This window comes from Streptococcus mitis (assembly GCF_002096845.1).
Classification (GTDB): Bacteria; Bacillota; Bacilli; order Lactobacillales; family Streptococcaceae; genus Streptococcus; species Streptococcus mitis_A.
This window is the reverse complement of sequence record NZ_NCVK01000027.1, coordinates 1-5,272: the sequence shown is the minus strand read 5'-3', so window position 1 is coordinate 5,272 and position 5,272 is coordinate 1. Positions and strand designations below refer to the sequence as shown.

General features: G+C 35.7%; 4 protein-coding genes, 11 tRNA genes and 1 rRNA gene. 4 read left to right on the top strand and 12 right to left on the bottom strand.

Annotated features, from left to right (window positions below; genetic code table 11):
• The 4 genes from B7695_RS06160 to B7695_RS06145 all read left to right on the top strand — a co-directional run.
• Positions 1 to 1,305: FtsK/SpoIIIE domain-containing protein (locus B7695_RS06160; protein WP_084890470.1), on the top strand; the 1,305-nt coding region annotated here is incomplete at its 5' end.
• 92 nt (positions 1,306 to 1,397) lie between these two features.
• Positions 1,398 to 2,528, top strand: coding sequence for a replication initiation factor domain-containing protein (locus tag B7695_RS06155; protein WP_084890468.1), 1,131 nt, complete (start codon positions 1,398 to 1,400; stop codon positions 2,526 to 2,528).
• Between the two features lie 21 nt (positions 2,529 to 2,549).
• Complete coding sequence (locus B7695_RS06150; RefSeq protein ID WP_084890466.1) at positions 2,550 to 2,888, top strand: DUF771 domain-containing protein; 339 nt, start codon at positions 2,550 to 2,552, stop codon at positions 2,886 to 2,888.
• 51 nt (positions 2,889 to 2,939) lie between these two features.
• Positions 2,940 to 4,082 (top strand): tyrosine-type recombinase/integrase, encoded by a 1,143-nt coding sequence (locus B7695_RS06145; RefSeq protein WP_049513285.1) that lies wholly within the window; start codon positions 2,940 to 2,942, stop codon positions 4,080 to 4,082.
• A 70-nt stretch (positions 4,083 to 4,152) separates the two neighbouring features.
• Here B7695_RS06145 and B7695_RS06140 read toward each other — a convergent pair.
• The 12 genes from B7695_RS06140 to rrf form a co-directional block, all read right to left on the bottom strand.
• A tRNA-Leu gene (locus B7695_RS06140) sits at positions 4,153 to 4,236 on the bottom strand.
• A gap of 9 nt (positions 4,237 to 4,245) precedes the next feature.
• Positions 4,246 to 4,317 (bottom strand) — tRNA-Gln (locus B7695_RS06135).
• 13 nt (positions 4,318 to 4,330) lie between these two features.
• Positions 4,331 to 4,403: transfer RNA gene (locus B7695_RS06130), tRNA-His, on the bottom strand.
• 14 nt (positions 4,404 to 4,417) lie between these two features.
• Positions 4,418 to 4,488, bottom strand: a tRNA-Trp gene (locus tag B7695_RS06125).
• Between the two features lie 4 nt (positions 4,489 to 4,492).
• Positions 4,493 to 4,573: transfer RNA gene (locus tag B7695_RS06120), tRNA-Tyr, on the bottom strand.
• 12 nt (positions 4,574 to 4,585) lie between these two features.
• Positions 4,586 to 4,658, bottom strand: a tRNA-Phe gene (locus B7695_RS06115).
• Between the two features lie 3 nt (positions 4,659 to 4,661).
• A tRNA-Met gene (locus tag B7695_RS06110) sits at positions 4,662 to 4,735 on the bottom strand.
• A gap of 10 nt (positions 4,736 to 4,745) precedes the next feature.
• Positions 4,746 to 4,835 (bottom strand) — tRNA-Ser (locus B7695_RS06105).
• An 82-nt stretch (positions 4,836 to 4,917) separates the two neighbouring features.
• Positions 4,918 to 4,991: transfer RNA gene (locus tag B7695_RS06100), tRNA-Ile, on the bottom strand.
• Positions 4,992 to 5,025: 34 nt separating this feature from the next.
• Positions 5,026 to 5,096, bottom strand: a tRNA-Gly gene (locus tag B7695_RS06095).
• Positions 5,097 to 5,101: 5 nt separating this feature from the next.
• A tRNA-Val gene (locus B7695_RS06090) sits at positions 5,102 to 5,174 on the bottom strand.
• A 4-nt stretch (positions 5,175 to 5,178) separates the two neighbouring features.
• A 5S ribosomal RNA gene (rrf, locus tag B7695_RS06085) occupies positions 5,179 to 5,272 on the bottom strand; the annotation flags it as partial.

Below are 5,272 nucleotides of genomic sequence, written 5' to 3'. Positions count from 1 at the left end.
TTTGTTGTTAGATGGTTAGTATTTAAAGGAATAAGTATTGGTATTTTAAAATTTGGATTCATTTTTGAAGTAATGGGAATAGCTGTCTTGCTTTTAGTTAATCTTGGGTTATTGATTCGGTTTAGTTTAAATTTATCAAAAATTGGTTCAGTATCTCTATACTATCAGCTAAGGTTGATAGAACGACAGACACACAAAGCCTTGTTAGATTCAGCAACTGCGAATCGCAAAGTTGGTAGCAAATTTATCGATGTTAGTAAAGCGCATGCCGACTTCTTGAAGTCGAGCAGGCGCATATCGGTTAAAATCAAAAAATTAGCTGATCAAACTACTGACGATTTAGAAAAGTTTGCGGAAATGTTATCAGCGTGCTTAGTGGGTAAAAATCGTTCTTTAATTGTTTTAGATTATTGGTTAAGTGAAGATAATACAGAGTTCATTTACTTATTAGATGATATTGTAGAAGCAAAAGCAAGGCAGCTCAAACCAAAGAAGATAAAAGAATTAAAACCAGATAATGATTTTGAAATAACAGTTGAAGAAGGTTTGACATTCTCATTGTTGAAGAATATACATGCTTTAATTATTGGTAACACGTCAAGTTCAAAGACAACATTCTTAAAATCGTTACTTACTCAAGTTTTTATGTTTGATTCAGAAGTTGATTTAACAATCTTAGATGTTAAATCTGAGTTCAGTTCTTGGACTTTTCTTCAAAAAGGTGTGATTTTATCTGATAGTGATGAAATTTTAGCGTATTTTGAAGAGTTATTAGAATTAGTTATGAAACGTGAAAAAGAAATTGCGAAATTGTCAGCACGGGACGACATTACTGGAGCAACTTTTGTTAATTTCGGCAAGGAGATGAAAATGAAGTTGTGTGTTATCGAAGAGTATTCTGCGATGCTATCAAGTATAACGGATACTAAGATGAGAAAAAGGGTTCAAGATTTAGTCTTGTCTATTGTTTCACGTTCTCGTTCGAGTGGTGTCTATATCTGTATCTGTATGCAACAACCAAGGGCAGAGTTGCTCTCAACAGCAATACGAGATAATTTAGGTGTTCGTATTTGTTTATCAAACGGTTCCATCACAGACGAATTAGCTAGAATGGTGTTTGGAGAAACAGATAATATTGATAATCATGCGCCCAGATTTTCAGGCTATATCATGACTAGTGATGGACAGTTCAGCAAACCCAGACGATTTTGGAACATTAATCTACACGAACACGGTTTGGAAAAAATTAGTACATTTAAACAAGCGTTTTTATACGGTCAACGATTAAGAAAAAAGCGTAAATAATGGGGTACTAGCATTCAGGGGGGTCTAGTAATGACCCCCATCCCACCCCTTACGGGGTTAACTACAATATAACTAAAAGGAGTTATTTTACTATGATTTTATGCGATATAGATGAAATTGCATTTGTTTTTTTGCCTGACTTTAATGAAATGATGTCTGATTATGAAGCATTTGCTTCAACTATCTGTTTAAAAATTGATGAATTATTGGAATTAGAAAAGTACACGGTTAACTATAAGTTAAATGAAAAAGGATTTGCAGGCTACAATTATATTGTCAATTTTGATGAATTTGAAATTCTGTTATGTTTTAACACGGATAGCCCAAGGATGGGAATTTTTCTCAAATTCTCGGGTCAAGGTTTAAAACATTACATGAAACGAAGGGACGAAGATAATCAAAAAATTTCGTATCGTCAATTAGTTCAAAAATTTTTTGAATTAGAAAATTATTTTAGCGGTAGTTGTAGAGTTTCAAAAATTGATTTTGCGATTGATTTTATAGATGAAGGTTTGAAAGTGAATCAGATTCATCAGGAGTTAAATAAGTCAACAATAAAATCAAAATATGTTGACAGTTTTACAAATACAATCAAATTGAGAAAGAATCAGTCAAATATCAGCACTATCAATACTAACAACAGGGTAGAAACAATCTATGTTGGTAGCAAAGCCAACAAAGGAAACTCTCTACTGTTAAGAATTTATGATAAAAAATTGGAACAGGAGAAAAAGAAGGGCATCTTTTATTATGAAGCATTAAAATGCGATGATTGGGTGCGATTTGAAATGTCAATCAGGCAGGCTTATGCTAATCAAACTGGTCTGGATATTTTAAAATGTAGAAACGACAAAGAATTGTCCAGTTTGATTTTTCAACGTATTACTGACAAGTATTTATTTTTCAAAAATGATGAATTATGGGATATTTCAAAGGTTATGCTGGAGTATGTTTCGACTGATTTTGATTTATTGAGGTCAAAACCACGGCGAAAAAATGATTTATTATCTACTTATATCTATTTGTTAAAAAATAGTGGTTTGGAATCGTTTTTATACAAGATTGATAAAATTTACGGTAAAGAATCAATTCAGGAATTTTTCAAGCATGTTTTGATTCATTTCAAAACAAAGTATAAACCCTCTCCTGATACTATTATTTTTTTTAATAATAAAAAAGATGAACTAAAGAAAGAAAAGAAGCCGTGGGATGTATTCAAGTAAAACGATGAAAGGAAAACTTATATGACGGATAAAATCTCAATTAAAATAGAAAATTTGGAAGTAAATCTTCCTAAAACACACATTATAGTAGAGAAAGATGAATATCTTGACTTAAAGAAGCAAGCCTCAAAAGGGAAATATATTAGCTTAGATGATGTCTTAAACATGTTATCAGTATCTCGCCCTTGGTTATTAAAACATGTTCTTTATCAGCCTGATATTCGCTCAAAAATCGATATTGATAAAAACAAGGATGGTTTTGTGAAATATCCAGATAATCAAGGCGGACGGTACTACTTCTTAGCCAGTAAAACAAAACAATTTTTTGAAGAAAACTTTGCAAAAATCTTTAGTTTATGATACGATAATCAAGATAATATCTTGGTTATCGTCTTTAGAGAAGAGGTAATCATGTCAGTTTCATTCAGAAAACGAGGAAAGAAGAATTTATGGGATTATAGAATTTTTGATAAAAATAAAAAGGTAGTTGCTTCAAATTCAGGCTTTAAAACAAAAAGAGAAGCAGAAATTGAAGCGTTAGCTCTTGAGTTAAAATTGCTTAATGGTGCAATAATTGATAAAAATATTACATTCTATGCTCTATGGGAAAAGTGGCTAGAATTAACAGTTAAACCACTCGGAAAAGCGGACTCTACATTTAATAAACATTTATTGCGTGGTAAGTTTATCAAAGAATATTTTAAAGACAAACCAGCTTTGAAAATTAAAGCAAGCGAGTATCAAGGTTTTATAAACAAGTACGCTGAAACAAATTGTCGTGACAATGTTAGTAGAATGAATGCGGAAATTAGAAATGTGATTGTATTTGCGAAACGAGATAAGCTTAATATAGAAGATTTTACTGAAGGTGTCATTATTTCAGGTCGTCCCCCTAAAAAAAGAAGAGATGAAAAATATATTCATAGCTTTGATGACTATCAAAAACTAGTAACATATTTAGAAAACAATCTTGATTTAACAACTTCAATTGTACCGTATCTTTTACTAATTCAACTAAAAACAGGAATGCGTGCAGGAGAGGTTGCAGGTCTCACATGGGATTGTGTGTTGTGGCAAAGTTCAGAAATCAAAACTTATAGACGATATGATACAGCTAGGAAACGGTGGGCAAATCCTAAAACAGAAGAATCAATTCGTACAATTCCTGTTGATAATGATACTTTAACTATTCTAAAAAAATTAAAACAAGAACAAACTGTATTCATTGAAAACGGTACAATTACAAATAACGAAAATATGATTTTAGTAGATTTGAATTATAAGATTGTAACAAATGCAGGAATAAATAAGCATCTAAAACAAATTTTAAAAGATTTGAAAATTTATCCTCAAACTATGACAAGCACAGGTCTGAGACACACGTATTGTTCAACAATGTTAGCAATGGGTGTTGATATTTGGGCAGTCTCAAAATTAATGGGGCATCGAGATATTAAGCAAATAACTGAAACTTACGGCCATCTGATAAAGGAAAAAGCAGATATTGAAAATAACAAAGTTCGTGCAGTTTTAACGAGTTTAGTTAAAAAATAGAATTATTGACCAAAAGTTGACCAAAGCAAAAAGGAACGTTGATTTAACAACGTTCCTTAGCTCTTTACTATACCGGCGGCCGGGGTCGAACCGGCACGTCCTTGCGGACACTGGATTTTGAGTCCAGCGCGTCTGCCAATTCCGCCACGCCGGCAAATAGTAACTGGGGTAGCTGGATTCGAACCAACGCATGAGGGAGTCAAAGTCCCTTGCCTTACCGCTTGGCTATACCCCAATAATATAAAATAGGCGAGTGATGGGGATCGAACCCACGCATGCCAGAGCCACAATCTGGTGTGTTAACCACTTCACCACACCCGCCATAATTCTATTAACACGGGCAGTAGGAATTGAACCCACACTGAAGGTTTTGGAGACCTTAGTTCTACCTTTAAACTATGCCCGTAAAATGGAAGGGGAGGGATTCGAACCCCCGAACCCGAAGGAGCGGATTTACAGTCCGCCGCGTTTAGCCTCTTCGCTACCCTTCCAAAATATATAAATGGCGCGAGACGGAATCGAACCGCCGACACATGGAGCTTCAATCCATTGCTCTACCAACTGAGCTACCGAGCCTTATTGCGGGAGCAGGATTTGAACCTACGACCTTCGGGTTATGAGCCCGACGAGCTACCGAGCTGCTCCATCCCGCGTTAATAAAAAAGGAGGATGTGGGATTCGAACCCACGCACGCTTTTACACGCCTGACGGTTTTCAAGACCGTTCCCTTCAGCCGGACTTGGGTAATCCTCCAAAATAGTTTATACGGGAACAAACCCGTGTCCTCTTAGTGAAAAGATAATATTTCAATTCTCTAGTAATGGACTAAACACTATGGGCACGAGTGGACTCGAACCACCGACCTCACGCTTATCAGGCGTGCGCTCTAACCACCTGAGCTACGCGCCCAAGTTAAAAACTTGGTACAAAGAACAAAGTTCAAAGCGGGTGACGAGAATCGAACTCGCGACAACAGCTTGGAAGGCTGTAGTTTTACCACTAAACTACACCCGCTAAAATGGGAGTTAACGGGATCGAACCGCTGACCCTCTGCTTGTAAGGCAGATGCTCTCCCAGCTGAGCTAAACTCCCTAGAGCTAAGCGACTTCCATATCTCACAGGGGGCAACCCCCAACTACTTCCGGCGTTCTAGGGCTTAACTTCTGTGTTCGGCATGGGTACAGGTGTAT

Bases quoted from the DNA above. Each gene is read 5' to 3' on its own strand.
- B7695_RS06155 (WP_084890468.1), top strand. From the start codon at position 1,398: ATGATTTTATGCGATATAGATGAAATTGCATTTGTTTTTTTGCCTGAC.
- B7695_RS06150 (WP_084890466.1), top strand. From the start codon at position 2,550: ATGACGGATAAAATCTCAATTAAAATAGAAAATTTGGAAGTAAATCTT.
- B7695_RS06145 (WP_049513285.1), top strand. From the start codon at position 2,940: ATGTCAGTTTCATTCAGAAAACGAGGAAAGAAGAATTTATGGGATTAT.